A 25,031-nucleotide genomic window follows, 5' to 3' on the forward strand; every position below is an offset into this window, starting at 1 on the left:
ATGCGCGACGTTCCTGAAGATCTGGCCGCCCGCATCGAGAGCGGGGCGGCGAGGCTGTGCCATGCCTGGATCGTGACGCGGGCGGACGGCGGGCGGCTGGGGTTCACGGATCATGATCGGCCGCTGACGGTGGACGGGGTCGCCTGTTCTCCGAGCGAGGGCTGGGGCGTCGGGGCCGGCGAGGCGGAGACCGGAGGCGCCGCGGGCACGGCGACGGCCGAGGGCGCCGCGGGGGAGGGTTTCGATCCGGGCACGTTCGATCAGGCTTCCGTCGAACTGTGGCGCGTGGACTGGTCCGAGCCGGAACTGAGAGTTCCGTTGTGGGCCGGGTCGATGGCGCGACTGACGCTCGTCGACGGGGCCTTCACGGCGGAGCTGGACGGGCCGGCGGCGAAGCTGGATCGGGCCGTGGGGCGGACCTATGGGCGGGCGTGCGACGCGAGGTTCCGTGACGCGCGGTGCGGGGTGGCAAGCGAGGCCTTTCCGGGCATGAGCTGCGACAAGCGGTGGCGGACGTGCGTTGACGCGTTCGGCAACGGAGCGAATTTCCGCGGCTTTCCACATGTGCCGGGCGACGACTTCATCGCCGCGGCGCCGGTCGAGGGCGGGCGGCATGACGGGGGGAAGAGGTGAAGGCGGGATCGAGCGCGGCTCGCCGCGTCCCTCCCACCCGGTCGCTGCGCGACCACCCTCCCTCGGAGAGGGAGGGAGAGGCTGCGGTGCGTGAGGCGCGGGCCTGGATCGGGACGCCGTACCGGCATCAGGCGAGCGTCAAGGGCGTGGGGGCTGACTGCCTGGGGCTGGTGCGGGGGATCTGGCGCAAGGTGATCGGGCCGGAGCCGGCGGTCGTGCCGGCCTATTCGCCCGACTGGGCGGAGGTCGGCGGGGCGGAGACGCTGCTGGAGGCGGCGCGGGCGTGGCTGGTCGAGGTCCATCCGGCGCAGGCGCGGGTCGGAGACGTGCTGCTGTTCCGCATGGGCCGGGGCGCGCCGGCGAAGCACTGCGGCGTGCTGAGCGTCGTCGGGCCGACGCGCAAGATGATCCACGCCTACTGGGGCCGCGCGGTGGTGGAAAGCTGGATGGGACGGTTCTGGGAAGAGCGGCTGGTGGCCGTTTTCCGCTGGCCCGAGGCAGTGGAGGCATAGATGGCCGGAACGGTTCTGGGCGCCGTCGGCGCGGGCGTCGCAGGGCCGTTGGGGGCGGCGGTCGGGCGGGCGCTGGGCGGGGTGCTGGACGCCCGGCTGATCTCTTCGCTGGCGCCGGCCAGGCGCGGGCCGCGGATCGAGACCTTGAAGGTGCAGGGCACGGCGGAGGGCGCGCCGATGGCCTGGGTCGCCGGGCGCGCGCGGGTGACGGGGCAGGTGATCTGGGCGGCGCGGTTCCTCGAGGATCGCCGCGCCCAGAGCGCGGGCAAGGGCGGGCCGCGGACGGAGACGAGCGCCTATTCGCTGAGCTTCGCGGTTGCGATCTGCGAGGGCGAGATCGGCGGGATCGGGCGGGTCTGGGCCGACGGAAGGGCGATGGACCTGACGGGCGTGACGATGCGGGTGCATCGGGGCGGCGAGGACCAGTCGCCCGATCCGCTGATCGAGGCGGTGGAGGGGGAGGCTCCGGCGTATCGCGGCGTCGCCTATGCGGTGTTCGAGGATCTGGCTCTGGGGCCATACGGAAACCGGGCGCCGCAGCTGGGCTTCGAGGTGTTCCGGCGGCCGCGCGTCGCCGAGCCGGCGCTGGAGGATCTGCTGGAGGGCGTGTGCCTGATCCCCGGGGCGGGCGAGTTCGTGCTGGCGACGGACGCCGTCGTAAGGCGAGACGGACTGACGCGCACGGCGGCGGAGAACGTGCATTCGGGTGACGGGCGGCCGGGGCTCGTCGTCGGCCTGGACCAGCTGCAGGCGCAGGCGCCGAACCTGAAGCGGGTCAGCCTGGTGGTCGGGTGGTTCGGGTCGTCGACGGCGGCGCATGAGTTCACGGTGAAGCCGGGCGTCGAGCGGCGGGACAAGCCGACGGAGCCGATGGGCTGGTCGGTCGCGGGGCTCGGGCGGGCCGAAGCGCATCTGATTTCGGCCATCGAGGGCGCGCCGGCCTATGGCGGCACGCCCTCGGACGTCAGCGTGCGGCAGGCGGTGGCGGAGCTGAAGGGGCGTGGGCTGGAGGTGACGCTGTACCCGTTCGTCTTCATGGACTGTCCCGGATATCCCTGGCGCGGACGGGTGGCGGGAAGAAACGGGGCCGAGGCGGCGGGCGACGTGGCGGCCTGTTTCGGCACGGCGGACGGCCAGGGCCTGCGTCGGATGGCGCTGCACTATGCGGCGCTGGCGGCGGAAACGGGGGCGGACGGCCTGCTGATCGCCTCGGAGATGCGCGGTCTGACGTGGACGCGAGACGCGGCGGGCGAGTTTCCGGCGGTGGAGCAGCTGCGCGGTCTGGCGGCGGAATGCAGGGCGATCGCGGGGCCGCAGGTGAAGCTGTCCTATGCCGCGGACTGGACCGAGTGGTTCGGACGTCACGATGGCGAAGACGTGATCTTCCATCTCGACCCGCTGTGGGCCGATGGAAACATCGATCACGTCGGCATCGACTTCTACCCGCCGCTGGGAGACTGGCGTGCGGGAGCGGGTGGGCTGGACGCCGGCGCGTTCGCCGGGCCGGCCGATCCGGCCTATCTGGCGGCGCAGGTCGCGGGCGGGGAGAACTTCGACTGGTTCTACGCGTCGCCGGAAGACCGGGCGGGGCAGGTGCGCACGCCGATCCTGGACGCGGCGCACGACGAGGACTGGGCGTTCCGGGCGAAGGATCTGGCGGGGTGGTGGAGCCATGCGCATCACGACCGCCCGGGAGGGGTGAGGTCCGCCACGCCGACGGCCTGGGTTCCGGGGATGAAGCCGATCCGGCTGACGGAGTTCGGCTGCGCGGCGGTGGATCGCGGGGCGAACGCGCCGAACCTGTTTCAGGATTCGAAGAGCGACGAAGGCGACCTCCCGCCGTTCTCGACGGGATCACGGGACGACCGGGTCCAGAGGCGGGCGCTGGAGGCGGTGCTGCGCTGGTATCGCGCGGAGGCGAACAATCCGGTCTCGAGCGTCTATGGCGGTCGGATGCTGGAGGCGGCCGACGCCTGGTGCTGGGACGCGCGACCGTGGCCCGCGTTTCCGGCGCGCTCTGATCTGTGGACCGACGCCGGGGCTTGGGCGACGGGGCACTGGCTGAACGGTCGGCTGCACGGCGAGGGGACCGCGCTGGCCGAGGCTGTGCTGGAGCGCGCGGGCTATGCGGCGGAAGCGGCCCCGGTCGACGCCAGCCCCGTTCGGGTGGACGGCATCGTCCTGGAAGGTCCGACGGCGGCGCGCGAGGCCTTGGTCCCGTTGTGCGAGGCGCTGGGGTTGACGATCGTGGAGCGGGGCGCGGGCGTGAGGCTGATCGCGCCGGGTCCGACTGATCTGCACTTGCCGCGTGCGGCGCTGGCACTGGAGGCCGGCAAGCCCGCGGTGAGGCGGGACCGCCGGCTGGAGGCCCCGCCGGCGACGGTGCGGGCGCGGTTCGTGGACGGCGACGCGGATTACCGAACGGGCTCCATCGCCGTGCGGGGCGAAGGCGACGGCATGGAGGCGGCGCTGGACCTGGCGGTGGTCTGTCCGGCCGTTACGGCGGAAGGCGCCGCGCGGAGGCGACTGGCGGGCGATCACGACGGCGAGAGGCTGACGCTGGCGCCGGGTCCGCTGGAGGTCCTGAGGCTGGAGCCGGGCGACGTGGCGACGGTCGAGGGTTTCGCGGGAGTCTGGCGCGTCGACCGGATCGTGCGGGACGAGGCGCCGCGCGCGATCCTGACGCGGGCGCCGGGAGCGCCGGTCGCGGGCGCGGCGGGCGATCCGGCCGGAGAGGAGCCGGCGGACCCGTTCGGGGCCCCGTTCCTGGCGGTCCTGGACCTGCCGCCGCTGGCGAATGCCGAGGACGACGCGCGGCCGCTCGTCGCCGTGGCGGGCGAGCCGTGGCGACCGCAGGCGGTCTGGGTCGGTGAGTCGACGGACACGCTGACGCCGCGCGGCGAGGTGAACCGGCCGGCGACCGTGGGCGTGCTGAAGACGCCGTTGGGACCGGGCGTCCGGCATCGCTGGATGCGGGCGGCGGAGATGGCGGTGCGGCTCGAGGGTCGGGCGCCCAGTTCGCGCCCGGAGGCGGCGGTGTTGGGCGGAGCCAATGCTCTGGCCGTGATGGGCGCCGAGGGGTGGGAGGTCGTGCAGTTCCGGTCAGCCGAACCGTTGGGCGCGGATGAGTGGCGCTTGACCGGTCTGTTGCGCGGGCAGCAGGGGACGCACGCGGCGGCGGTCCCGGCGGGCGCCCTTGTGGTGTCGCTGGAAGGCCTGAACCGCGTCCAGCTGTCGGCGGGCGAGACGGGCCTCGAGCGAATCTGGCGCGCGGCGCCGGCGGGAGCGCCTCCGGGCGGCCCCTTGGCGGCCGAGGTCTTCGCGACTGTGAGGGGCGTGCACGCGCGGCCGTGGGCGCCGGCGCATCTTGCGGCCGAGGAGACGTCCGACGGCGGGCGGCGGTTGAGCTGGATCGCGAGGTCTCGGCTGGACGGGGACCGCTGGGAAGGCCCCGAGGCGGGCGCGGATCCGATGCGGTTCCGGGTGCGATGGCTGGACGGGGAGACCGAAGTCGGCAAGGCCGAGGTGGAGGCCCCGGAACTTGTGACGACCGGCGCCGCGCTGGGAGTCCTGTTTCCTGGGGGGCTTGGAGAGAGCCACGCGGCGGTCTCGCAGTGGGGCGAGCGCTGGGGTTGGGGACAGGAGGCGACGATCCCCCTCGCATGAGGCGCGTTCCTGTCCTAACTGACGGTCGAAGCAGACGGAGCGACGGCCGACGTGGCGGGTGATCCCTACAAGGAGCTGGGCGTGGCGCGCGGCGCGAGCGCGGCGGAGATCAAGTCCGCCTATCGCAAGCTGGCCAAGCAGCTGCATCCGGATTCCAACCCCGGCGACAAGGCGGCCGAGGAGCGGTTCAAGCGCGTGACGGCCGCCTTCGACATCCTGGGCGACGCGGAGAAGAAGGCGAAGTTCGACCGGGGCGAGATCGACGCGGACGGGCGCGAGCAGTTCCGCGGCTTCTCCGGAAGGCCGGGCGGCAGTCCGTTCGGCCAGGGCGGCGGGGGACGCGGCGCCTTCGAGGACGTCGACCTTGAGGAGATCTTCGGCGGCATGTTCGGGGGCGGCGCGCGCGCCGGAGGCGGACGCGGCTTCGCCTCGAAGGGCCAGGACGTGCGGGCGACGCTGGAGATCAGTCTGGAGGACTCCATTTCGGGGGCCACGCGGCGCATCCAGTTCTCCGACGGGCGCATGCTCGACGTGGCCATTCCCAAGGGGGCGGGCGACGGCCAGGTGATACGGCTGAAGGGGCAGGGCGCGCCCGGTCGCGGCGGGCCCGCCGGCGACGCCCTGATTGAATTGCGGATCGCAAAGCATCCTGTGTTCACGCGCGACGGCGCAGACCTGACGATGGACCAGCCGGTGGCGCTTTACGACGCGGTGCTGGGCGGCAAGGCGCCGGTGCGCACGCCCGAGGGGACGGTCATGATGACCGTTCCGGCAGGGTCCAGTTCGGGCAAGATTCTCCGCCTGAAAGGACGGGGAGCGTTCCAGAACGGCAAGCGGGGCGATCTGCTGGCGAAGCTGATGATCGTGCTGCCGGAGGGGGACGAGCGCTTGAAGAGGCTGGCCGAGGCGGCGCGGGACGAGGGGCCGATCAAGCCCTTCCGCGACTGAGGCGGGGATGACGGGCAAGCCCAACCTCAAGCCGGCGCGACCCTGGTTCTCGTCGGGACCGACGGCCAAGCGGCCGGGGTGGTCGCGCGAGGGGATCTCCACCGAGCTGTTGGGGCGCGGCATCCGCGCGCCGGAGGTCGTCGCGCGGTTCGCCCATGGGCTGACGCTGACGCGCGAACTGCTGCAGGTCCCGGACGACTGGGCGCTCGTCTATGCGCCCGGCTCCGACACCGGCGCAGTCGAACAGGCGATGTGGAACCTGCTGGGGCCGCGCCCGGTGCAAGTGCTGGCGTTCGAGAACTTCGGCCAGGTGTGGGCGACGGACGTGCGCGACGCCCTGAAGCTGGCGCCCGAGATCCTGACGGCTCCGTGGGGACGTTTCCCGGACGTGACGAAGGTCGATCCGAAGGCCGACGTGGTGTTTCCCTGGAACGGCACGACCAGCGGGGTCAGGGCGCCGGGCGCGGATTGGATCGCCGCGGACCGTGAAGGACTGGTGATCTGCGACGCGACGTCGGCCGCGTTCGCCATGCCCTTGCCGTGGGACCGGCTGGACGTGGTGACCTTCAGTTTCCAGAAGGCGCTGGGCGGCGAGGCGGGGCTGGGCGTGACGGCGCTGGGACCGCGGGCGGTCGCGCGCCTGGATGCCCATGTGCCCGAGCGGCCGGTGCCGAAAGTCCTGCGGCTGCGCGACGGCAAGGGGTTCGACAGGTCGCTGGCATCCGGGTCGATGATCAACACCTTCAGCGTCTGGACGCTGGAGGACTGGGTCGACGCGGTGGATTGGGGACTTTCGGCCGGCGGTCTGCCGGAACTGATCCGGCGCACGGAGGCGAACTTCGCGGCGCTGGCGGCGTGGGTGGAGCGGACGGGCTGGATCGATTGGCTGGCCGAACTGCCGGAAGAACGGTCGACGACCAGCGTCTGCCTCAAGATCGTCGATCCGCGCGTGGCGGCCCGGGACGAGGCGGCGCAACGGGCGCTGGTCCTGAGGATGAAGGCCTTGCTGGAAGCCGAGGGCGCGGCCTTCGACGTCGAGGGCCACCGAAACGCGCCGCCGGGCTTGCGCGTCTGGTGCGGCTGCACCGTCGAGGCGGCCGACGTGGGGGCGCTGGGCCCGTGGCTTGACTGGGCGTTCGCGGAGGCGCTGGCGGAATAATCCGCCGCACGGACGACATCCGACGATTCCGGGGCTATAGCCTCCGCCCGCAAGCAGCGGAGAGTGATCCTTGGCGAACGTCGCGGTGGTCGGCGCCCAGTGGGGCGACGAGGGCAAGGGCAAGATCGTCGACTGGCTGTCGAACCGCGCCGATGTGGTCGTGCGGTTCCAGGGCGGGCACAATGCGGGCCACACGCTGGTCGTCGACGGCAAGGTCTACAAGCTGGCGCTGCTGCCCAGCGGCGTGGTGCAGGGCAAGCCGTCGATCATCGGCAACGGCGTGGTGGTCGACCCCTGGCATCTGGTCGGGGAGATCGAGAAGATCACGGCGCAGGGCGTGGCGATCACGCCGGAGGTGCTGACGATCGCCGACAACGCCTGTTTGATCCTGCCCATCCATCCAGCGCTGGACGTCGCGCGCGAGGCGGCGGCGAAGGCGCCGGGCGCGAAGATCGGGACGACGGGGCGGGGCATCGGGCCGGCCTATGAGGACAAGGTGGGGCGGCGCGCGATCCGGGTCTGTGACCTGGCCGACGCGGACGACCTGAGGGTCAAGATCGACCGTCTGAGGTCGCACCACGATCCGCTGCGGGCGGGGCTGGGGCTGGAGCCGATCGATCCGGAGGCGCTGCTGGCGCAGCTGCTGGAGATCGCGCCCAAGGTTCTGCCGTTCGTGAAGCCGGCGTGGCGGGTGCTGGACCAGGCGCAGAAGGCGGGCAAGCGAGTGCTGTTCGAGGGCGCCCAAGGGGCCTTTCTGGACGTCGACCACGGCACCTATCCCTACGTCACCAGCTCGAACACGGTCGCCGGACAGGCGGCGGCGGGCTCGGGCATCGGACCCAAGGGCGTCGGCTATGTGCTGGGGATCGTGAAGGCCTACACGACGCGCGTGGGCGAAGGACCGTTCGCCTGCGAGCTGAACGACGCGGTCGGCGAGCATCTGGCGACCGTGGGGCGCGAGGTGGGGGTCAACACGGGACGGGCGCGGCGCTGCGGCTGGTTCGATGCGGTGCTGGTGCGGCAGTCGGTGGCGATCAACGGGATCGACGGGATCGCGCTGACGAAGCTGGACGTGCTGGACGGGCTGGAGACCCTGAAGATCTGCGTCGGCTATCGAGTGGACGGCGAGGTGCTGGATCATCTGCCCTCAAGCCTGAAGGCGCAGGGCGCGGCCGAGCCGGTGTTCGAGGAGCTGGCGGGCTGGAGCGAGAGCACGGCGGGGGTGCGCAGCTTCAAGGACATCAACGCCAACGCCATCAAATACGTGCGGCGCATCGAGGAGCTGATCGGCGCCCCTGTCGCCCTGCTGTCGACCAGTCCGGAGCGGGACGACACGATCCTGATGCGGGATCCCTTCCAGGGTTGAGTCTCGAAAGCGCAGCGTTCAACGGGCTTTAACGGACGACCGGCTAAGCGTGGCCGGTTCAACGTGCCGTGGAGCCCCATGTGTTCGCCGTCGACCGTCGCCTGCTGACCCGGCTGGAGCCCGTCGTGCGGCGGGTGCTGATCGTCGATCCGAACGCCCACGCCGCGCGCCTGATCACCGACATCATGAAAGGGCTGGGAACGCGCGAGATCATGGTCGAGGCGGACCAGCATGCGGCCCTGAAGGCGGCGGCGCGGCTGGACCCTGGTTTGATCTTCACCGAGTCCACCGGCCAGGATCTTGACGGGGAGGCGTTCGCCCGGGCCCTGCGACGGTCGGATCTCGTCTGCCGCCGGGCGCCGATCATCATGGTCACGGCGGAAGCCACGGCCAGCTCGATCAAGGGCGCGCGCGACGCCGGGGTGCACGAGTTCCTGCGCAAGCCCTTCACAAGCGCCGATCTGACCAAGCGGGTCGAGAACGTGGCCCTGAAGCCGCGGAACTGGGTCGAAGGGGTGATGTACGTCGGCCCCGACCGGCGCCGATTCAACTCGGGCGAATACTCCGGACCTTCCAAGCGCAAGTCGGACAAGCCGAGCGACGCGGCCATGGCGCTGGCGGAGGCGAAGGATCAGGCCATGCGCATCCTCGCGGCGGCGCTGGACCAGTTCGACGCCGATCCGGCCCAGGCGGCGCGCGCGGTCAAGGAACAGGCCGTCCAGCTCAAGGCCATCGGCATAAAGGCGGCGGACAGCCGGCTGGTGGTCGCCGTGGGCGCGCTGGAGGTCACGCTGGCGGGCGGACCGCCGAGCAAGGCGACGCTGTCGGCGCCGATCGGCGGCCTGCTGGCCATGCATCAGGCGGCGGGGGCGCCGCTGAGGAAGGCGGGCTGAGCGCCTGACCCGGGCGGTCAGGCGTCGACCAGGTTCCGCTCCTCGGCGGCGGCGCGCATGGCCTTCTGCAGCTTTTCGAAGGCGCGGACCTCGATCTGCCGGACGCGTTCGCGGCTGACGCCGTACTGGCCGGCGAGTTCTTCCAGCGTGACCGGATCGTCCTTGAGGCGGCGCTCGGTCAGGATGTGCTTCTCGCGGTCCGTCAGCTCCTCCATGGCCTCCTGCAGCAGGCTCATGCGGATCGACTTCTCCTCATCCTCCGCCAGCTGGGTCTCCTGGGAGACGGCCGTGTCGTCGGCCAGCCAGTCCTGCCATTCGCTTTCGCCGTCGGCGCGAAGGGGCGCGTTCAGCGAGGCGTCGCCGCCGAGGCGGCGATTCATGTCGGTGACCTCCTGTTCCGTCACGCCCAGCTTTGTGGCGATCGCCGACAGGTGTTCGGGGTGCAGGTCGCCTTCCTCGAAGGCGGAGATCTGGCTCTTGGCCTTCCGCAGGTTGAAGAACAGCTTCTTCTGCGCCGCGGTGGTCCCCATCTTCACCAGCGACCAGCTGCGCAGGATGTACTCCTGGATCGAGGCGCGGATCCACCACATGGCGTAGGTGGCCAGGCGGAAGCCCTTGTCCGGGTCGAATTTCTTGACGGCCTGCATCAGGCCGACGTTGCCCTCTGAGATCACTTCGCCGATCGGCAGGCCGTAGCCGCGATAACCCATGGCGATCTTGGCCACCAGGCGCAGGTGCGAGGTGACGAGGCGATGCGCAGCCTCAGGATCCTGGTGTTCGCTCCACCGCTTGGCGAGCATGAACTCCTCGTCCTTGGTGAGCATCGGAAACTTGCGGATTTCCGTGAGATAGCGCGACAGCCCCTGTTCAGGCGACATCACCGCGAGCGTGGCGTTGGCCATGTGTGTGGTCCCTCCGACCGATCGAGCGGGTCCTTCGGTTCCGGCCGCACCATGCGCGCCGGCGCCTCACCCCTCAGCGAATGAGATGGGTCCGGGTTTCGGTCCGCGAAAGAGGCGCGTCGTCGCACTCAAGCGCGACCGTGGCCCGGACGCCACTGTGATCGTCCGTGTAGCGGATAGTGCGTCCTAAATCAAGACCCACTCAGTTCGCGAGAAGGTCCTGCTGGTCGCGGTTCCGGCGGAACCAGACGTCCGCGTACGAGCAGACGGGGACGATCCTGTAGCCCTTGTCCCGCGCGTCATGGGCGACAGCCTTCATCATCTCGGCCGCGATGCCCTTTCCCTCGTGCGACGGCGGCACGAAGACGCGACGGATCGTCAGAATGCCCTCGGACAGGCGGACGTCGACCTGCCCCTCCTCGCCGCCTTCGAGGGGCAAGACGTAGCGAGACCCGGGGAGGTCGAAGGTCAGTTCGGTCATTCCGGCGCTCCTTCAGTGAAAGTCCACGTGGATGTGGTCGTCGTGCCGTGCGGCCTGACATCCGGCGAACCGGAGCTTGGGGTGTCCCCAGAGCCCGAGACGTCGCTCGAGATGAGGCTCGATCAGGACGCGACGCACGCGCGGATCTGCGATCAACGCCTGGAGAAAGGTCCGGGTTCTCGCTTCGTCGAGGCGCCAGGGGCGATCCGGGGGAGGGTCCGGCTTCTCCGCGCGCCCGACCCGTCCTTGGGGACAGGCGACGATCTCGCCGGGACGTGGCGGTTCGGCAGGCCAGTATCCGCCGTGTCGCTCATAGGCCGGAAAGGCCCGCAGCGGGCGGCCCTGAACGTCGGTGTAGTAGAGGCCGAGGTCGATCTGGCGACCGTCGCCGTGGCTGAGATGCGGCGGAAAGGGTTTCACCCCGTCGGGGCCGGACGCGTCCATGAAGCGCAGGACCTCGCCGGGATAGGCCGACCGCACGGCGTCGGCCGCGTCGATCAAAGCCGCCCGGGCCTGCGGCGTGACCCAGTGGCGGTCGTCCCGGCAGTATCGGGGCCGTGTCGGCTCCAGCGGCGTCGACGCGTCGCACGGAAGGGACACGAGTCCCGACGCGTCCGGGGTCGCTGAGGCCGGACGACGCCAGGCGTCCGCGTCCGATGCGACGTCGCATCCGGCCAACAGGAGGACCAGAGTGAGGATCGTCGCCCTCACAGTTCGGAAAGCAGCCGTTCGAGGGCGGCCATGTCGGCCGGCGGCGACGTCTCGAAGCGCAGGGGTTCGCCGGTGACCGGGTGGACGAAGCCGAGGACCGCAGCGTGGAGAGCCTGGCGCGACAGGCCGGCTGCGGCGACGGCCTCGCGGACGGGGGCGGCGGGGCTGCCCGAGCCGTAGGTGGGATCGCCGAGGATCGGCGCGCCCTTCGAGGCGAGATGCACCCGGATCTGGTGGGTCCGACCGGTGTGCAGGGTGCACAGAACGCGGGCGGCCATGGGCGCCGCGCCCGGCTTCCTCGGCGCGCCGAAGGTCTGCTGGACCGCGTACTCCGTGATCGCCTCGCGCCCCCCCGAGCGCAGCACCGCCATCTTCTTGCGGTCGGACGAGGCGCGGCCGATCAAGGTCTGGATGCGGCCCTTGGCCGGCTCGGGCGCGCCGCGGGTCAGGGCCACGTAGCTGCGCTCGATGTCGTGGGCGGCGAACAGGGCGGAGAGGCCGGCGTGGGCGCGGTCGGACTTGGCCGCGACCATGACGCCGGACGTGTCCTTGTCGAGCCGATGAACTATGCCGGGCCGGGCGACCCCGCCGATGCCGGACAGGGAAGCGCCGCAGCGATGCAGAAGGGCGTTGACGAGGGTGCCGGTCCAGCTGCCCGGCGCCGGATGGGCGGCCATGCCGGCCGGCTTGTCGACGACGATCAGGTCGGCGTCCTCGAACAGGACGGTCAGGGGGATGGCCTCGGGCCGGGGCGTGGCGGCGACCGGCCGGGGCAGGACGAGGCGGTGAAGGCCGGCCTGCGCCCTCGACGCGCCGTCCGACAGGCGCGCGCCCTCACGGCTCACCGCGCCCGCGGCGATCAGGGCCTGGATGCGGGCGCGGGACAACTGCGGCAGGGCGATCGCCAGGGCACGGTCCAGTCGGCCTTCGTCGCCGTGCAGGCTGACCTCCAGCACCTCACCCGCGTCGCCGGTCCCGTCGTCCTGAAAGTCGTCGTCGTTCACGCCCCCGCATAGCATGCGGCCGCACGGACCGCGCAAACTTGGCCGTCGCGCAGCTTCGCGGCATAGTGCGCGTGACCACTCGGGGGAGGGGACGATGCGGACTTTCATGATCGCCTTGGGGGGAGCCGCGCTGGCGCTGTCGCTCGGCAGTTGCGCGACCATGAGCGAGGACCAGTGTCTGGCCGGGGCCTGGGGCGAGGTCGGCCTCGCCGACGGCCGCGCCGGCCACGGCCCGGGCCGGCTGCAATCGCATGCCGAGGCCTGCGCCAAGGTGGGCGTCGTGCCGGACGAGGCGGTCTATTTCGCCGCTCGCGAAGAGGGATTGCGCAGCTACTGCATTCCCGCGAACGGCTTTCATGTCGGGCGCAACGGCTCGACCTACGAGGGCGTCTGTCCGGCCTCCGTCGAGGGGCCGTTCCTGTCCGCGTATCGAGACGGTCAGATGCTGGGCACGGCGGAGCGCGCCGTGTCCGACGCGGCGTCGCGCGTGTCGTCGTACGCTTCCCGCGCAGAAGAGCTGGACGACAAGATCGCGGCCAAGCGGCGCGAGTGCCGTGACGAGAACCTGCCCGAAGCGGAGCGCCAGAGGGCCTGCGACCGCATCGACGAGTTGCGCGACGAACGCGAGGGCACGCTGTCGGAATGGCGGCGCGCGCAGGACGATCTGCGATGGGCCGAGCGCGAACTGCAGGACGTCCGCTGGCGGATGGGCTCCCTCTACAGCTTCTGACGGCTTGCATTTCGCTGCGAGGAGCCTAGATTGCACGCGCTTATGCTGAAAGTGAGCATAAGTCGGCGGCCGGCCGCGGGGCGGAACCGCCGTTCTTCGGCCCTCAGATATGCTCAACGCGAGCAGAAGGGGTGATGAGATGGCGGACGGCGCATTCGGAGTTTCGGCGGAGACGGCCCGGGAGACCGCCGGCGTCTGGGACAAGGTCAAGGACCACGTCACGCCGCTGGAGTGGCCGGCCAAGGCCGAGCTGATCGCCGAGATCAACCGGCTCAAGCGCGAGCGCGACGCCGTGATCCTGGCCCACAACTACATGACGCCCGACGTCTTTCACGGCGTCGGCGACCATGTCGGCGACAGCCTGGGTCTGGCGAAGGAGGCGGCGAAGTCGAAGGCGAAGGTCCTCGTCCAGGCCGGCGTCCACTTCATGGCCGAGACGTCGAAGATCCTGTCGCCGGAGAAGACGGTGCTGATCCCGGACCTGCGGGCGGGATGCAGTCTGGCGGCCTCGATCACCGGCGCGGACGTGCGGCTGATAAGGCAGAGGCATCCGGGCCTGCCGGTCGTCACCTATGTGAACACGTCGGCCGACGTGAAGGCCGAGACCGACATCTGCTGCACCTCCGCGAACGCCGTCCAGGTGGTCGAATGGGCGGCGAAGGAATGGGGCGTCGACAAGGTCATCCTGATCCCCGACGAATTCCTGGCCCGCAACGTCGCGGCGCAGACGACCGTCGGCATCATCGCCTGGAAGGGCCGCTGCGAGGTGCACGAGCGCTTCACGGCGCAGGACGTCGCCGACATGCGCGAGGCCTGGCCGGAAGCCGACATACTGGCTCACCCGGAGTGCCCGGAGGAGATCCTGGCCGCCGCCGATTTCGCGGGTTCGACGGGCGCCATGGCGGACTACGTCACGACCCGGAAACCGAGGCAGGTTGTGCTGATCACCGAATGCTCCATGGCGTCGAACATCGCCGCCGAAGCACCGGGGACGCAGTTCATCGGCCCCTGCAACCTGTGTCCCCACATGAAGCGGATCACCCTGGAGAACATCCGGGACGCGCTGTTGCACATGCAGTTCGAGGTCACGGTCGCCGAGGACGTGGCCGACCGGGCACGTCTGGCGGTGCAGCGCATGGTCGACCTGCCGCCGCCGGCGGTTCCGGCCCGATACGACATGGTCAAGGCGCGGCATCACGTGGCGGTGGAGCTGATCTGATGCACTACGTCCCGCCCGTCCGCGCCATCGTCGCGCCGGAACCGCGCAGTCTGCGGCTTCTCGCCGTCCTGGCCTTGCTGTTGCAGGACCGGAAGTCCAAGTCTCGGCGATGACCGACGCACCTCGCCGCCCCGGGCCATGGGATCCCAAACCGGACGCCGGCCCCGTGCCGCAAGCGGCGACGTCCGCGGGGCGGCAGCCCGAAGCTGACAAGGGCCAGAGCCTGCCGTGGGCCCTGCTCTCCACCCTCCTGCTGGGCGGGCTGATCTGGTGGCTGACGGGCAGCTGGGTGATCGTGGTCGCCCTGATCTTCGGCCTGCTGGTTCACGAGTATGGCCACGTGCTGGCGATGAACCGGCTCGGCATGGGACCGGCGAAGATCTACATCATCCCCTTCCTCGGCGGGCTGGCGAAGGCGCAGCGCAATCCGAAGAGCGAGTGGGACGGCGTGCTGGTCTCACTGGCGGGACCGGCGTTCGGCCTGCTGGCGGCGGCGCCCTTCTTCGGCCTGTGGCAGATCACGGGGCAGGCGGCGTGGCTGGACGGGGTTTTCGCCATCGCCATGATCAACCTGATCAACCTGGCGCCGGCGCCCCCGCTCGACGGGTCCAAGGCGCTGGGGCCGGTTCTGGCGCGCATCCATCCCACGCTGGAGTGGGCGGCGCTGCTGGCCACCGGCGCGGCGGTCGTCTGGTGGGGCTTGACCAACGGCAGCTTCCTGTTCGCCGCGTTCCTGGGCATCGCCCTGATCGGCCATCTGCGGCGCGGCAAGTGGCGGCCGTACGGGAGGCCCCTGACCTGGGGCGAAGCGGGGATGAGCGCCCTGCTGTTCCTCGCCGTGGCCGCCGCCTGCGCCGCCGTGGCGGTGGGCGCCATTCTTCCCATGGGCGACGCCGGGCTGATCGGCGGGATGGGGCAGGCCGGCCGCGCCCTCGGCGTGGTTCAGTGAGACGCGTGGTTCACGACGGGCCGCTGATCGTCGGCGGCGGCCTGGCGGGCCTGTCGGCCGCGCTGGCGGCCGCGCCGCGCCCGACTCTGGTGATCTCGCCGGAGCCTCTTCTGCGGGCTTCGGCCTCAGCTTGGGCACAGGGCGGCGTGGCGGCGGCCGTGGCCCCGGGAGACGCGCCGGCGTTGCACGCCGCGGACACGGTGGCGGCCGGCGCGGGGCTGGTGGACGCGCAGAGGGCGGAGACTCTGACCGCCGATGGTCCGGCCACGGTCGACTGGTTGTCCTCGCTGGGCGCGCCGTTCGACCGCGACGCCGACGGCGCCTATGCCGTCAGCCGCGAGGCGGCGCACTCGCGCGCCAGAGTCGCCCGCGTCGGGGGCGACGGGGCGGGGCGGGCGGTGCTGTCCGCCCTCGTGACGGCCGCCCGGGCCTCTCCGCATCTGACCCTCCGCGAGGACGCGCGCCTGCTGGCCCTGGCCCGGGACGGGGCGGGCCGCGTCTGCGGCGCGGTCGTCGCCCGTCCGGACGGACCGGTCCTGGTGACGGCGACCGCCGTGGTTCTGGCCACAGGCGGGATCGGCGGGCTGTTCGCCGAGACGACGACGCCGACGGCGCTGCGCGGCGAGGGTCTGGCCGCCGCGTGGCTGGCCGGGGCGGACGTTCTGGATCCCGAGTTCGTGCAGTTTCATCCGACCGCGATCGACGTCGGCCTCGATCCCATGCCGCTGGCGACCGAGGCGCTGCGGGGCGAGGGCGCGCGTCTGGTCGACGGGCATGGAAGGCCGCTGCTGGGCGCCGCGGCCGACGCCGACCTGCAAGCGAGGGACGTCGTCGCGCGGGCCGTGCATCTGGCCCACCGCGAAGGGCGCGGCGCCTTCCTCGATGCACGGACGGCCGTGGGAGCCCGCTTCCCCGAAGCCTTTCCCGCCGTCTTCGCCTCCTGCATCGCGGCGGGACTCGACCCGCGCGAGGCGCCGATCCCGGTGGCGCCTGCCGCACACTATCACATGGGCGGCGTGGCGGCCGGCGCGGACGGGCGAACCACGGTCCCGGGGCTGTTCGCCGTCGGCGAGTGCGCCGCGACGGGCGTCCACGGCGCCAATCGTCTGGCCTCGAACAGCCTTCTGGAGGCCGCGGCCTTCGGCCGCCGGACGGGGCGCGCGGCGGCGGCCGAGGCCGCCGGTCCGGTCCCGACCGCCCCGGTTCCGGACCTCCCGCCGGAGCTGGGCGCGGAGGCGCTCGCACGGCTGAGGCAGCTGATGAGCCGCGACATGGGCGTGGTGCGCGACGGCGCGGGGCTGGAGCGCGCCCTCGCGGAGATCGGGCGACTGGAGGCGGGCGAGGGCGCGGCCCTGCCGCTGGTCGCGGCCCGGCTGATGATCGAGGCGGCCCTCGCGCGGCGGGAGAGCCGCGGCGCCCATTTCCGCACGGACTTCTCCAGCCCGGCGGCACGCGCCGCACACACGCGCGTGTCGGGACGCGCGGACGAACGGAACAAGGCGGCGGCATGAGCGGATTTCACGACGACGCCCTTGAGGCCGTGGTCCGGCTGGCCCTGACCGAAGACCTGGGCCGGGCGGGCGATCTGACGGCTCAGGCCTGCGTGCCCGCCGACGCGCGCCTGTCGGCGACCTTCGTGGCCCGCAAGGCCGGCGTCGCCGCCGGGCTGGCCGCGGCGCGCCTGGCCGTCCGGGCGCTGGATCCGGACGCGAGGGTCGACGAGCCGGTTCGGGACGGCGACGCCTTCGACGCCGGAGCGGCGCTGGTCCGGGTCGACGGGAACGCCCGCTCGCTTCTGGCCGCAGAGCGGACCGCCCTCAACCTGACGGGACGCCTGTGCGGCATCGCCACCCTGACGCGGGCCTACGTCGACGCCGTCGCCGGCACGAGGGCCCGGATCGCCGACACGCGCAAGACGACCCCGGGCCTGCGCGCGCTGGAGAAGCGGGCGGTGGCGCTGGGCGGCGGGCTGAATCACCGGTTCGGCCTGGACGACGCCATCCTGATCAAGGACAACCACGTCGCCCTGTGCGGCGGCGACGCGGCCGAGGCGCTGCGCCGGGCCCGAGCCCACGCGGGACATCTGACGAAGATCGAGGTCGAGATCGACCGGCTGGATCAGCTCGGGCCGCTTCTGGAACTGGTTCAGCCCGGCGTTCAATCCGGCCGGGCCGGCCCGGACGTCATCATGCTCGACAACTTCAGCCTTCCCGAGCTGCGGGAGGCGGTGGCCCTGACCGATGGCCGGGTGACGCTGGAGGCGTCGGGCGGCGTGACCCTGGACACCGTGCGCTCCATCGCCGAGACCGGCGTGGACGTGATTTCCGTGGGCGCGCTGACGCATTCCGCGCCGTCGCTGGACGTCGGACTGGACGTGGCCTGAGGGGAACGGCACGGGCCGGTAGCGGTTACCTTTCTGCACGGAAGGAGACCGCCATGAGCAAGACGCCCCCCATCCCCGAGGACCAGCGCGGCGCCCGCGACCGTCGCGACGTCGCGACGGGCTCCCAGTCAGGCCAGCCCGGCGACGCCGACGTCAATCTGGATCAGCAGGGTCGCTTCGGAAACGCCAAGCAGAACCTGACGCCGCAGCACAAGACGCAGGATCGCTGATCATGGGCGACAACAATCAGCACACGCCCGAGCCCGTCGACGAGAAGCGCTGGGGCGGGCCGGGCTCCAGCCACCAGAACGCCGACCGGGATCCTCCGGAATTCGAGGACCCGCGCGGCGACGGGCCGACCAATCCGCGCAACAGCAAGGTCTCAGGCGGCGGCGGCGAGCGCGATCTCAAGCATTCGCACGACGACGACTTCCGGTCGTCGAAGGGAAACCGCGACGCCTGATCAGGCCTCGGTCGAGGCGGGAGCCGAGGCCGTGGTGGCCGGTGGGGTCGCCGGCGTCGCGACCGGAGCATGGGGCGGCGCCTTTGTGGCCGGCTGGGCCGCCGGAGCCGACGTCGTCGCCTCGTCCCGCGCCGTTCCGTCTCGCTGGACCAGGGCGTCATAGGCGATGCCGCCGGCCTCGCGGATCGGCGTGATCGGATCGATGCCCGCCTGGATCAGGCGCGGCTCGTCCTGGATCTGCGTCGACGGGCGCGGTTCATAGGCGAAGGTGCGCGGCGCGCCGCGCCCGCCGCCGAAGCGATAGAAGACGTGGTCGCCGACCTGACCGACGCGCACCAGCGAGCCGCGCCAGCCGGGCGAGACGGCGGTGGTGTGGAAATGGGTGGCGGTGCCGACCGGGGCATAGACGCGGCCCGAAAGGGCCTCCGTCGCCACCGAGCGGGCGCGGTTCCAGGCGCCGCGATCAACGCGGCCGCGCATCGAGCCGTCGCAGGTGAAGCTGAACTGGCAGCCGGTCCGGCGCCCGGCGCCCTGGAAGACCACCCCGCAGATCGTCTTGGGAAAGGCGGCGTGGCGGGCGCGGTTCAGGACCACCTGGGCCACCGCGCGCTGGCCGTCGCGGCCCTCCCCGCGGGCTTCGTAATACACGGCCTGGGTCAGGCACTCGAGGTCGCGGCTGGCGTCCAGGGCGTTGGCCAGGCGGAAGGGCGAGGCGGCGGGGTGCAGGCCGCCCAGTTCCGGCCGGCGCAGGGCGGAGCCGGCGCGGGGCAGGGCGTCCAGGCGGGCGGCGATCAGTTCCGCCTGACGGTCTCGACGCGTCGAGCCGGCGACGGTGTAGGGGTCGTGGCGCTGGGCGATGGCCAGGGCGCTGGCGTCCAGCCCCCCGGCGGCGGCTGCCATGGCCTCGTCGGTGAACCCGGCCGCGGCGACCGCGTCCAGCTTCAGCGCCTGCATGCGGACGGTTGTGGCCTTGGCCATCGCGCCGCCGAGGTAGGCGACGCCCACCGTCGCGCCGACGACCGCCCCGAAGACGGCCGCGACGGCGGCGGGCTTCAGCTTCAGGCGACCGGACAGCTCCGACGCCGGCTTCGGCTCACGGGAAATCGACACGCACTCAACGCCTGATCCGCAGGGCGCAATGCCGCCCCCTAAGCAGTCTTCAGGCCCGACCGTGGTCTCCACAGCGGGCCCGCAGCTTCCGGCGTTCGGCGAACGACCGACGATCCGGAGGACGCGCCTTATACGTCGGAATGTGGCGTCAATGTGGTTGATTCGCAAGCCGCGACAAAATCGCCACCGTTCCTGTGTCTTCGTAGCCCCGTATCCGGATCATCTGAAATGACATGACTGATATACTGATCAGTACAGCCACTGATCTGCTTATCAATACACCTCTTTTGCATTCAAGTCGGCGGGCGGATGAACCTGTCCAAGGTCTCCGGATGCACGCAACCTGTGGATCGTTCCTTATGCCGAAGACTCCCCGACGAGGCATGACGGACCGGAACGGCTCAGCCTGACGGGCGTTTTGCCGGCGTCCACACGTTCAGGAGACTCCCCATGCGCACCGCCCTCGCCCTCACCGTCATGATCGCCGCCACGGGGCTGGCGGCTTGCGGCCAGACCATCGAACAGCGCGCCGCGACCGGCGCCGTCGCCGGCGCCGTGGTCGCCGGTCCCGTCGGCGCGGCCGTCGGCGGCGCGGCCGGCACCGCGGTCGGACAGGCCGCGAAGGACGACTGATCTTCGGGGCGCGGGGTCTGAAATGGCCCCGCGCCTTGATTTCCGCGCCCGAGTTCTTTAGCCGCCCTGCCGGGCGAGGCCGTTCGGCCGCCCGTGACGCCCCCGACCCGACTGGATGGAATGAGAGACCTCAAGCAAACCGGCTTCGCCGACCGACTGACCGCCCAGGCCGAGGCCAAGAAGGCCATGCTGGCCCGCTTCAAGCCCAAGCCGACGGTCCAGGCCGAAGATCCCCAGGCGCTGCAGAAGCGGCGCGAGGCCGAGCGCGAGGCCCTGCGTCTGCAGCGCGCCGCCGAAAAGGCCGAGGCCCAGCGCCAGAAGGAGGCGCAGAAGGCCGCCGCCGAGGCGGCCAAGGTCATGTCGGTGGAGGCCCAGGAAGAGGCTCGCCGCAACGAGCGCCGCGAACGCAAGGCCGCCATCAAGGCCGAACAGCGCCAGCGCCGCGCCGAAAAGAAGATGAAGCGCTGAGCGGAGCTCAGGCCGCCTCGGCGGTCAGCACCTCTGCCAGCGTCTCCCGCGAATAGGGCTTGCGGACGAAGGGCCATGGCGCGTCCGCCATGCGGCGGTCCATCTCGTCGCCCGCATAGCCCGACGCCAGCACCACCGCCATGCGCGGCCAGCGGCGCGTGGTCTCCTGCGCCAGCTCCACCCCCGACATGCCGCCGGGCATGACGACGTCGGTCAGCATGACGTCGAACTCCTCCCGCCCGAGAAGGCCGAGGGCCGACGCGGCGTCTTCGGACGTCCTCACCGAGAAGCCGAGGCTCTCGATCATCTCGGCCGCGACGCCTGCGACCGCCGGATCGTCCTCGACCAGCAGCAGGCGGCGGCCGTGGCGCGCGCTGCGTTCGGGCGCGACGGCCATGGTCACGGGATCGGGTCGGGTCCGCCGCAAGGCGGGCAGGAACATGCGGATCGACGCGCCCTCGCCGGGGCGCGAGGACACTTCCAGCCCGCCCCCGCTCTGCCGGCTGAAGCCGTAGACCTGGCTGAGGCCCAGCCCGGTGCCCTTGCCCACCGACTTGGTGGTGAAGAAGGGCTCGAAGATGCGCCCCATTATCTCCGGGTCGATGCCCGCGCCGTCGTCCGTCACGGAAATGCAGACATGATCGCCGCCGTCCAGCTCGGCCACCTGCCCCGGCTTCAGCCGGCGCGCGCGCGTCTCGACCGTGATCCGACCGCCCTCGCTCACCGCGTCGCGGGCGTTGACCACGAGGTTCAGCAGCGCGGCCTCGAACTGCGCCGGATCCACGTTGACCCACGCCGGCCGGTCCGAAAGCCGCAGGTCCAGGGTCACGGCCTCCCCCACCGCGCGCCGCAGCAGCGGCTCTCCCTCGAGAATCAGGGCGTTCAGGTCGGTCGGCTCCGGGCGCAACGTCTGCCGGCGCGAGAAGGCCAGAAGCTGGTGAGTCAGCCGCTCGCCCCGTCGCGCGGCCGCCAGCGCGGCCTCGCCCAACCGCTTCTGCCGCGCCCCGTCTTCCGGCGCGCGGAGCATCATGTCCAGCGCCCCGATCACCACGGTCAGAAGGTTGTTGAAGTCGTGCGCCACCCCGCCGGTCAGGCGGCCGACGGCCTCCATCCGCTGGGCGTGCATCAGGTCCGCCTCCGCCTTGGCCTTTTCCGCCAGCGCCTCGCCGACGCGTTCCTCCAGCAGCTCGTTGACGCGGGTCAGGTCGCCCTGCAGCCGTTTGGCGTCGGTCACGTCGAAGGCCACGCCGACGAAGCCGACGACGTCTCCGCCCATGCCCAGGCGGGGGCGTGAGAAGGACTTCAGCCAGCGCCACGTCCCGTCGTGCCGCCGGTAGCGGCCTTCCAGCGAGAACGGCTTGCCCGTCGCCTCGCCCGCGATCGACTCCCGGGCGATGCGCTCGTGATCGTCGGGGTGCAGGGCGGCGCGCCAATCGGCGGTTCGCGCCTCCTCATAGGTCCCGCCGTGGAAGGCGACGTACGCCTGATTGACGAAGGCGCGGGTGCGGTCGGCGTTGGTGACCCAGATCAGCACCGGCGCCGTGTCGGCGATGGATCGGAACCGGTGCTCGCTCTCGCGCACCTCCAACTCGGCGCGGGTGCGCTCCACCTCGGCGAAGGTCCGTGCGGCGACCTCCTCGATCAGGGCCGCCTCGTCCTCCGTCCACGGACGCGGCTCCCGACGGATGGCGTAGAGCACCGCTTCCAGCCGGCCCGCGCGCAGGATCGGCGCCGCCAGCAGGGCGCCGGTGTCCTTGTCCCAGTAGTCTTCGGCCTTGCCGGGCGCTTCGACCAGGTCTCCGGGGGCGACGATCCGCAGCAGGCGGCCCGCGCGGAGATCGTCGGCGGCGGCGGCGCCTATGCTGCCGTTCAGCGACCACTGGCCCTCGGGGTTGTGCGTGCCCGGCACGTGCCAGGCCCGCCGCACCAGCACCGAGGCTCCGTCGGCGTCGATCTCGCCATAGCCGACGCGCAGCGCGTCCAGCGCCTCGCCCAGCGTCCGGGCGGCCTCCAGCATGACGGCCTCCGGATCACCCAGGTCGCGCAGCCTGTCGCCCAGCGCCAGCAGCAGGGACTGGCGCCGCTCCACCTCTTCCAGATGCGCCATCGCTTCGCGCGTCTGGGTGAGGTCGAAGGACATGCCGATGTAGCCGAGGAACTCCCCCTGACCGTCGAAGCGGGGGTTCACCACCACCCGGCGCCAGCGCCATTCCCCGTCGCCGCGGCGGAATCGGCATTCGAACCCGTAGGGCAGACGCTTCGGCCTCGCTTCCGACATGACCGCGGCCACGTCGGCGCGGTCGTCCGGATGGATGGAGTCGCGCCAGGCGGATCCGAGGATGTCCTTGCCCTCGCGACCGTAGAACTCCACCAGCGCCTTGTTGACGAACTCGACCTCCGCGTTGGTGTTGGTGATCCAGACCGGCGCGGGCGCCGTGTCGGCCATGAGCTGAAATCGCCGCTCGCCCTCGTCCAGCAGCGCTTCGGTCCGGGCGCGTCCGGCGACCTGGTCGCGAAGGGAGGCGGCGACCCACGTGCTGAACAGTCCGACGATGACGAAGTTCAGCGTCGCCACCTGTCCCAGGCCTTGCGTCACCCCGACGCCGGCGCCGCCCGGCCCGACGATCAGCCATCCGCAAAGCAGGGCCACGGGCACGGACACGACGCCGGCCACGCGGCCGCCGGCCAGGGCCGCCAGCAGGACGCCGGGCAGGAGGATCATGAAGCCGGTGATGGAGCCGTACAGAGGCGCCGTGACCAGACGGACAAGGGCGGCGGCGACCGCGAAGCCGACGCCGATCAGGACCCTGACCCACCAGCTGCCGGGCTCGAAACGGGCTAGCGCCGTCAGGGCCGCGCCCGGACCCATGAATCGTCGCTCGCTGGTCGATGACCCCAACACTTCCCCCGACGCTGCGCCGTGGCGCGACTCCCCACAACGCTTTTCGACTTCGTGCGTTCCCCCGGCTCCGGACTTTGCCGTAAGGCGGCCGCCGGCCCTTGGCGCGGCGGCGCCGCGGCCCTAGATCGGAGCCGCATTCTCAGGAGGACCACCCATGGCGGACGCCATCAAGACCGGCATCAAGGCCGACGCCCGCAAACAGGTGTCGCACGAACTGTCCAAGATGCTGGCCGACAGCTTCGCGGTCTATTCCAAGACCCACGGCTTCCACTGGAACGTCCGGGGTCCCGAATTCTTCCAGCTGCACACCCTGCTGGAAACCCAGTACCGCGAGATGTGGGAGGCCCTCGACGAGATCGCCGAGCGCATCCGGGCGCTGGGCGAATACGCTCCGCAGGGCCAGTCGGCCTTCGCCAACCTGACCTCGATCAAGGAGGGCAAGCCCGAGACCGAGGCCATGGACATGCTGCGCGAGCTGATGCGCGACCACGAGACGGTCATCGCCACCGCCCGCGCGGGCATCGAAGTGGCCGAGGAAGCGGGCGACGACGCGACCGCCGACCTTCTTACCCAGCGTCTGGCGGCGCATGAGAAGGCCGCCTGGATGCTGCGTTCGACCCTCGGCGGGCGGTGAGGTCAGAAACCCGTCGGAATTTCGCCGACAATCCCGGATAACGTCGCTCGCATGATGGTGCGCCTGCGGACATGGCTGGACGGACGCAGGGCGGTGGCGCTGGCCGCCGCCGGCGTAGTGCTGGCTTGCGCGGCGACCGCCGGCTCCATGCCGCGTCCAGACGGCGACCTGTCGGTGGAGGCCGTCGCGCGCGCCACCCGTGGCGACATCGGGGCCGACGCCTTCGCCGCCGTCAGTGCGCGGCTGGACCCCGCCCAACTGGCGCTGGCCTCCCGCCACGACCCCCTGCTGCTCAAGCCCGCGACCTATGGCCTGACGCCCGGTTGGGAGACGCTGACCCTCGCGGGCAAGCCCAGCCTCGTCTGGGGCCAGAACGGCGTGGAGGCCCAGCGGCTGAACGCCAGCGTGCCCAGCGCCCTCGGCGCGCTGCGCCCGGCCCGCGCCTTCATCCTGCGCACGACGGGCGAGGACCGCCGAAGGGCCCTGCGCTGCCTGACCCAGGCCGTCTATTACGAGGCGGCTCTGGAGCCCACCGAAGGGCAGGAGGCCGTTGCGCAGGTGGTTCTCAACCGCGTGCGCGATCCCAACTATCCCAACACCGTCTGCGGCGTGGTATTCCAGGGCGCGGAGCGCGTCACGGGCTGCCAGTTCAGCTTCACCTGCGACGGCGCCCTTTCCCAGGGGCCGGTTCCGTGGGCGTGGAAACGGGCCGAGGCCGTGGCCGCCCGGGCGCTGAACGGCCACGTCGCCGCCCGCGTCGGCACCGCGACCCACTATCACGCCGATTACGTCCATCCGTGGTGGGCGCCGACCCTGCTGAAGATCGACCAGATCGGCGCGCACATCTTCTATCGCTGGAAGGGCGTCTACGGTGAGACGGCCGCCTTCAGCCAGGCCTACGCGGGCCGCGAGCCCCTGATCGACGAGGCCCGTTTCGCCCGGCCGCGCGTGCTGCTGGCCTCCGCCGAAACGGTCACGACCGACGCGGAGCTGGAAGCCGCCGCGGCGGCCGGCCGCCCCGCTGTGCGCACGGTCGAGATCGACGGCGTGACGCGGACCGTGGGCGTCGCCAGCCTCGGCGGCCGCCGCCTGCCGACGCCCGAAGAGGTCGCCGCCGTCAACGCCGGCATCGCCGCCTTCGAGTCGGGGCAGTCCGCGCCGGCCAGGGCCGATCCGCCCCCGGCGGGCGTGACGCCGATGGAGGTCGAGGAGGTCGGCCGCCCCGGCTCCTGATCAGGACGCTGCAACCAAGCGCCACCTTCGCC

At 71.7% G+C, this 25,031-nt stretch carries 24 protein-coding genes; 18 read left to right on the top strand and 6 right to left on the bottom strand.

Going from position 1 to position 25,031, the window contains the following annotated elements:
* The 7 genes from EFJ44_RS06515 to EFJ44_RS06545 all read left to right on the top strand — a co-directional run bounded on the left by EFJ44_RS06515 (nt 1) and on the right by EFJ44_RS06545 (nt 9,177).
* Nucleotides 1–633, top strand: coding sequence for a baseplate hub domain-containing protein (locus EFJ44_RS06515; protein ID WP_125256390.1), 633 nt, complete (start codon nt 1–3; stop codon nt 631–633).
* Between the two features lie 86 nt (nt 634–719).
* Nucleotides 720–1,145 carry an NlpC/P60 family protein gene (locus EFJ44_RS06520; protein WP_241209700.1) on the top strand — a complete coding sequence of 142 codons (426 nt, stop codon included), beginning with the start codon at nt 720–722 and terminating at the stop codon, nt 1,143–1,145.
* Nucleotides 1,146–4,811 carry a baseplate multidomain protein megatron gene (locus EFJ44_RS06525; RefSeq protein ID WP_125256391.1) on the top strand — a complete coding sequence of 1,222 codons (3,666 nt, stop codon included), beginning with the start codon at nt 1,146–1,148 and terminating at the stop codon, nt 4,809–4,811.
* 51 nt (nt 4,812–4,862) lie between these two features.
* On the top strand, nt 4,863–5,759 hold the full coding sequence (locus tag EFJ44_RS06530) for a DnaJ C-terminal domain-containing protein (RefSeq protein ID WP_125256392.1): 897 nt from the start codon (nt 4,863–4,865) through the stop codon (nt 5,757–5,759).
* Nucleotides 5,760–5,766: 7 nt separating this feature from the next.
* Entirely contained in the window at nt 5,767–6,918 is a 1,152-nt protein-coding gene (locus EFJ44_RS06535; protein WP_125256393.1) for a phosphoserine transaminase, read from the top strand.
* Nucleotides 6,919–6,988: 70 nt separating this feature from the next.
* Nucleotides 6,989–8,284 carry an adenylosuccinate synthase gene (locus EFJ44_RS06540; RefSeq protein WP_125256394.1) on the top strand — a complete coding sequence of 432 codons (1,296 nt, stop codon included), beginning with the start codon at nt 6,989–6,991 and terminating at the stop codon, nt 8,282–8,284.
* Between the two features lie 80 nt (nt 8,285–8,364).
* A complete protein-coding gene (locus EFJ44_RS06545; protein WP_125256395.1) occupies nt 8,365–9,177 on the top strand; it encodes a response regulator in 813 nt (270 codons plus the stop codon).
* Between the two features lie 17 nt (nt 9,178–9,194).
* Here EFJ44_RS06545 and rpoH read toward each other — a convergent pair whose 3' ends face one another.
* The 4 genes from rpoH to EFJ44_RS06565 all read right to left on the bottom strand — a co-directional run bounded on the left by rpoH (nt 9,195) and on the right by EFJ44_RS06565 (nt 12,275).
* A complete protein-coding gene (gene rpoH, locus EFJ44_RS06550; RefSeq protein WP_125256396.1) occupies nt 9,195–10,079 on the bottom strand; it encodes an RNA polymerase sigma factor RpoH in 885 nt (294 codons plus the stop codon).
* 202 nt (nt 10,080–10,281) lie between these two features.
* Nucleotides 10,282–10,560, bottom strand: coding sequence for a GNAT family N-acetyltransferase (locus EFJ44_RS06555; protein WP_125256397.1), 279 nt, complete (start codon nt 10,558–10,560; stop codon nt 10,282–10,284).
* Between the two features lie 12 nt (nt 10,561–10,572).
* Complete coding sequence (locus tag EFJ44_RS06560) at nt 10,573–11,160, bottom strand: hypothetical protein (RefSeq protein ID WP_125256398.1); 588 nt, start codon at nt 11,158–11,160, stop codon at nt 10,573–10,575.
* A 107-nt stretch (nt 11,161–11,267) separates the two neighbouring features.
* Nucleotides 11,268–12,275, bottom strand: a complete 1,008-nt coding sequence (locus EFJ44_RS06565; protein WP_420897382.1) for an RluA family pseudouridine synthase — start codon at nt 12,273–12,275, stop codon at nt 11,268–11,270.
* 94 nt (nt 12,276–12,369) lie between these two features.
* Between EFJ44_RS06565 and EFJ44_RS06570 the strand changes: the two genes are divergently transcribed.
* From EFJ44_RS06570 to EFJ44_RS06595, 7 genes are all read left to right on the top strand, one after another.
* Nucleotides 12,370–13,005, top strand: coding sequence for a DUF2799 domain-containing protein (locus EFJ44_RS06570; RefSeq protein WP_164511872.1), 636 nt, complete (start codon nt 12,370–12,372; stop codon nt 13,003–13,005).
* Nucleotides 13,006–13,144: 139 nt separating this feature from the next.
* On the top strand, nt 13,145–14,224 hold the full coding sequence (gene nadA / locus EFJ44_RS06575; protein WP_164511873.1) for a quinolinate synthase NadA: 1,080 nt from the start codon (nt 13,145–13,147) through the stop codon (nt 14,222–14,224).
* Nucleotides 14,225–14,333: 109 nt separating this feature from the next.
* Complete coding sequence (locus tag EFJ44_RS06580; RefSeq protein ID WP_125256402.1) at nt 14,334–15,173, top strand: metalloprotease; 840 nt, start codon at nt 14,334–14,336, stop codon at nt 15,171–15,173.
* A complete protein-coding gene (locus EFJ44_RS06585) occupies nt 15,170–16,684 on the top strand; it encodes an L-aspartate oxidase (protein ID WP_125256403.1) in 1,515 nt (504 codons plus the stop codon). The genes EFJ44_RS06580 and EFJ44_RS06585 overlap by 4 nt, the downstream gene beginning before the upstream one ends.
* Nucleotides 16,681–17,556: a carboxylating nicotinate-nucleotide diphosphorylase gene (gene nadC / locus EFJ44_RS06590; protein ID WP_125256404.1), complete on the top strand. Its 876-nt coding sequence runs from the start codon at nt 16,681–16,683 to the stop codon at nt 17,554–17,556. Before EFJ44_RS06585 ends, nadC begins: the two co-directional genes overlap by 4 nt.
* Before the next feature lie 53 nt (nt 17,557–17,609).
* On the top strand, nt 17,610–17,786 hold the full coding sequence (locus EFJ44_RS13805) for a hypothetical protein (protein ID WP_164511874.1): 177 nt from the start codon (nt 17,610–17,612) through the stop codon (nt 17,784–17,786).
* 2 nt (nt 17,787–17,788) lie between these two features.
* The gene (locus EFJ44_RS06595; protein ID WP_125256405.1) at nt 17,789–18,019 is read left to right on the top strand and encodes a hypothetical protein; all 231 of its coding nucleotides are present in this window, start codon (nt 17,789–17,791) and stop codon (nt 18,017–18,019) included.
* On the opposite strand, the gene EFJ44_RS06600 is transcribed toward EFJ44_RS06595, so the two are convergent.
* A complete protein-coding gene (locus EFJ44_RS06600) occupies nt 18,020–19,129 on the bottom strand; it encodes a cell wall hydrolase (RefSeq protein ID WP_241209701.1) in 1,110 nt (369 codons plus the stop codon). It abuts the gene before it with no gap.
* A 450-nt stretch (nt 19,130–19,579) separates the two neighbouring features.
* Here EFJ44_RS06600 and EFJ44_RS06605 point away from each other — a divergent pair, with 450 nt between their 5' ends.
* Nucleotides 19,580–19,762: a hypothetical protein gene (locus EFJ44_RS06605; protein ID WP_125256406.1), complete on the top strand. Its 183-nt coding sequence runs from the start codon at nt 19,580–19,582 to the stop codon at nt 19,760–19,762.
* A gap of 120 nt (nt 19,763–19,882) precedes the next feature.
* Entirely contained in the window at nt 19,883–20,230 is a 348-nt protein-coding gene (locus EFJ44_RS06610) for a DUF6481 family protein (RefSeq protein ID WP_125256407.1), read from the top strand.
* Nucleotides 20,231–20,237: 7 nt separating this feature from the next.
* Here the strand turns inward: EFJ44_RS06610 and EFJ44_RS06615 are convergent, their stop codons facing one another.
* Complete coding sequence (locus EFJ44_RS06615) at nt 20,238–23,099, bottom strand: PAS domain S-box protein (protein ID WP_125256408.1); 2,862 nt, start codon at nt 23,097–23,099, stop codon at nt 20,238–20,240.
* A 187-nt stretch (nt 23,100–23,286) separates the two neighbouring features.
* Between EFJ44_RS06615 and EFJ44_RS06620 the strand changes: the two genes are divergently transcribed.
* The gene (locus EFJ44_RS06620) at nt 23,287–23,766 is read left to right on the top strand and encodes a Dps family protein (protein WP_125256409.1); all 480 of its coding nucleotides are present in this window, start codon (nt 23,287–23,289) and stop codon (nt 23,764–23,766) included.
* Between the two features lie 51 nt (nt 23,767–23,817).
* Nucleotides 23,818–24,999: a cell wall hydrolase gene (locus EFJ44_RS06625; protein ID WP_125256410.1), complete on the top strand. Its 1,182-nt coding sequence runs from the start codon at nt 23,818–23,820 to the stop codon at nt 24,997–24,999.
* Nucleotides 25,000–25,031 lie beyond the last annotated feature (32 nt).

This window comes from Brevundimonas fluminis (assembly GCF_003934285.1).
Taxonomy (GTDB): Bacteria; Pseudomonadota; Alphaproteobacteria; order Caulobacterales; family Caulobacteraceae; genus Brevundimonas; species Brevundimonas fluminis.

Bases quoted from the DNA above. Each gene is read 5' to 3' on its own strand.
- EFJ44_RS06515 (WP_125256390.1), top strand. From the start codon at position 1: ATGCGCGACGTTCCTGAAGATCTGGCCGCCCGCATCGAGAGCGGGGCG.
- EFJ44_RS06525 (WP_125256391.1), top strand. From the start codon at position 1,146: ATGGCCGGAACGGTTCTGGGCGCCGTCGGCGCGGGCGTCGCAGGGCCG.
- EFJ44_RS06535 (WP_125256393.1), top strand. From the start codon at position 5,767: ATGACGGGCAAGCCCAACCTCAAGCCGGCGCGACCCTGGTTCTCGTCG.
- rpoH (WP_125256396.1), bottom strand. From the start codon at position 10,079: ATGGCCAACGCCACGCTCGCGGTGATGTCGCCTGAACAGGGGCTGTCG.
- EFJ44_RS06555 (WP_125256397.1), bottom strand. From the start codon at position 10,560: ATGACCGAACTGACCTTCGACCTCCCCGGGTCTCGCTACGTCTTGCCC.
- EFJ44_RS06570 (WP_164511872.1), top strand. From the start codon at position 12,370: ATGCGGACTTTCATGATCGCCTTGGGGGGAGCCGCGCTGGCGCTGTCG.
- nadA (WP_164511873.1), top strand. From the start codon at position 13,145: ATGGCGGACGGCGCATTCGGAGTTTCGGCGGAGACGGCCCGGGAGACC.
- EFJ44_RS06580 (WP_125256402.1), top strand. From the start codon at position 14,334: ATGACCGACGCACCTCGCCGCCCCGGGCCATGGGATCCCAAACCGGAC.
- nadC (WP_125256404.1), top strand. From the start codon at position 16,681: ATGAGCGGATTTCACGACGACGCCCTTGAGGCCGTGGTCCGGCTGGCC.
- EFJ44_RS13805 (WP_164511874.1), top strand. From the start codon at position 17,610: ATGAGCAAGACGCCCCCCATCCCCGAGGACCAGCGCGGCGCCCGCGAC.
- EFJ44_RS06595 (WP_125256405.1), top strand. From the start codon at position 17,789: ATGGGCGACAACAATCAGCACACGCCCGAGCCCGTCGACGAGAAGCGC.
- EFJ44_RS06605 (WP_125256406.1), top strand. From the start codon at position 19,580: ATGCGCACCGCCCTCGCCCTCACCGTCATGATCGCCGCCACGGGGCTG.
- EFJ44_RS06610 (WP_125256407.1), top strand. From the start codon at position 19,883: ATGAGAGACCTCAAGCAAACCGGCTTCGCCGACCGACTGACCGCCCAG.
- EFJ44_RS06615 (WP_125256408.1), bottom strand. From the start codon at position 23,099: ATGGGTCCGGGCGCGGCCCTGACGGCGCTAGCCCGTTTCGAGCCCGGC.
- EFJ44_RS06620 (WP_125256409.1), top strand. From the start codon at position 23,287: ATGGCGGACGCCATCAAGACCGGCATCAAGGCCGACGCCCGCAAACAG.
- EFJ44_RS06625 (WP_125256410.1), top strand. From the start codon at position 23,818: ATGATGGTGCGCCTGCGGACATGGCTGGACGGACGCAGGGCGGTGGCG.